Annotated in this window: 3 protein-coding genes; all 3 read right to left on the bottom strand. The window is 60.8% G+C overall.

Annotated elements, in window-relative coordinates:
- Positions 1-6 precede the first annotated feature (6 nt).
- The 3 genes from LT970_RS14600 to LT970_RS14590 all read right to left on the bottom strand — a co-directional run bounded on the left by LT970_RS14600 (position 7) and on the right by LT970_RS14590 (position 1,392).
- Positions 7-297 carry a hypothetical protein gene (locus tag LT970_RS14600; RefSeq protein WP_232689001.1) on the bottom strand — a complete coding sequence of 97 codons (291 nt, stop codon included), beginning with the start codon at positions 295-297 and terminating at the stop codon, positions 7-9.
- A gap of 19 nt (positions 298-316) precedes the next feature.
- Entirely contained in the window at positions 317-844 is a 528-nt protein-coding gene (locus LT970_RS14595) for a rolling circle replication-associated protein (RefSeq protein WP_232689003.1), read from the bottom strand.
- Between the two features lie 179 nt (positions 845-1,023).
- A complete protein-coding gene (locus tag LT970_RS14590) occupies positions 1,024-1,392 on the bottom strand; it encodes a hypothetical protein (RefSeq protein ID WP_232689002.1) in 369 nt (122 codons plus the stop codon).
- Positions 1,393-1,442: the final 50 nt, after the last annotated feature.

Here is a 1,442-nt window from a genome sequence, read left to right as displayed (position 1 = left end):
CCTGTCTCAGTCCGGCGGTACGGGGCCGCCCCAGTCCTTCTGTTGGGCAAAGTCCGTGCCCGTCACGCCCCGCCTGAGCGCGTTTCCGTTGTCGTGAATGATGGCGTAATCGTCCATTAGAAGCTCCCAGTCGCCGGTATCGCCGTTGTCCTTGTTTCCGCGAACGTCTAGCGTTAGGTCCGAACTGCTGTTATACCGCTGTATCCCGTCTGGAAGCCCTGAGAGTGCGTCTTTCGTGAGGTACTTGCCAACGTAGTGGGCGGCGTTGTCGGCGCGTTCTATCTTCTGGATGTCCACGACCTCGCCACCGCCTAGCTCACTCCACGCGGTCGAGACGGTCGCCTGAGGGCAGGTAGCGCGAGACGATGGCGTGCAGGTGCGGGAGTCCGTTCTCCTGTTCCTCGCGCACCCAAATGTAACTGAAGTCTCCGATTTCCCGCTTTAGACGGGTTCTAAGCGCGTTCCACCGTTCGGTGATGTACTTATGCTGGCGGTCCTGATTCGACGGCGCTTTGGCCGGGTCGAGCGTGAGCGTGAGCAACCGCGACATTTCCGGGCGTTCAGCCGTGATACGCTTGATTTCCTCAATCAGATTCTGGCGCATCCTGTAGCCGCAACAGTAGCACTCCCACGAGCCACAGCGGTACGCCGAGGTGTCGCCGTCCTCGTTCTCGAACTCGAAGTTCTGATAGACGTGCCGACAGTCGTACCGGCCGTTCTCGTCGGTCTCAGGGCTTGTTGAATCGTTCCTACCTAGGTCAAGTGAAGGGCCGCCTTCCGCACGACTCACCGCGACCGCCTCCGCCCGAGAGTCCGGCCAGCCGGCGGGCTGGCCGCCGTACACCTCCAGAACGCCCCACCCACCTCCACGTTCCAGTGAGCGCCCCACAGCGGGCGCTCACGGGCTTTCGCAAGTGAACGGGCGGGATAGCGCCTCGCGCCACCGTAACGGCTTTGCGGACGGAGAGAGAAGGTCAGAGTGTCCAGTTCTGGGGGCCTTCCCTCAGTGCGGTTCCTGATTGCTTAGCTATCGGTTCGCCGGTCCAGCTCCTTCACTACTTCGCTCGGCGTTCCCTCGACGAAGACCACTTCCCTAAATCGGGCGTCATCGTCTTCGCTCAGATGTGCGCCGAACTGCGTTCTCACCGCATCAGCTTCCCGTTTCGTGGCAAACGAAAATTCTCGATCTGATTCGAGAGCGTCCGGCGCGGTCTCCGGTTCTTCAGCCTGCGTTTCACCGGCTTTACCCCCGTCTGCCGGGTTCTGTCGGCGGTATTCGGCGGCTACGATGTCTTGGCAGACGGCGGAAACTGACTTCATCTCCACGTCTGCACGCGATTCCAACCACTCCGCGAGTTCGTCACGGGCTACGAATGAAACGGTCTGACCCATCTATACCCGCCTGTAGCGACCCCTGTTACTTACGTCTTTGCCCGCCTATA

Origin of the sequence: Halobacterium zhouii, from assembly GCF_021249405.1 — an archaeon.
Taxonomy (GTDB): Archaea; Halobacteriota; Halobacteria; order Halobacteriales; family Halobacteriaceae; genus Halobacterium; species Halobacterium zhouii.
Note: the sequence above shows the minus strand (reverse complement) of the source record. Positions and strands in the feature narration are given on the sequence as shown.

Bases quoted from the DNA above. Each gene is read 5' to 3' on its own strand.
- LT970_RS14590 (WP_232689002.1), bottom strand. From the start codon at position 1,392: ATGGGTCAGACCGTTTCATTCGTAGCCCGTGACGAACTCGCGGAGTGG.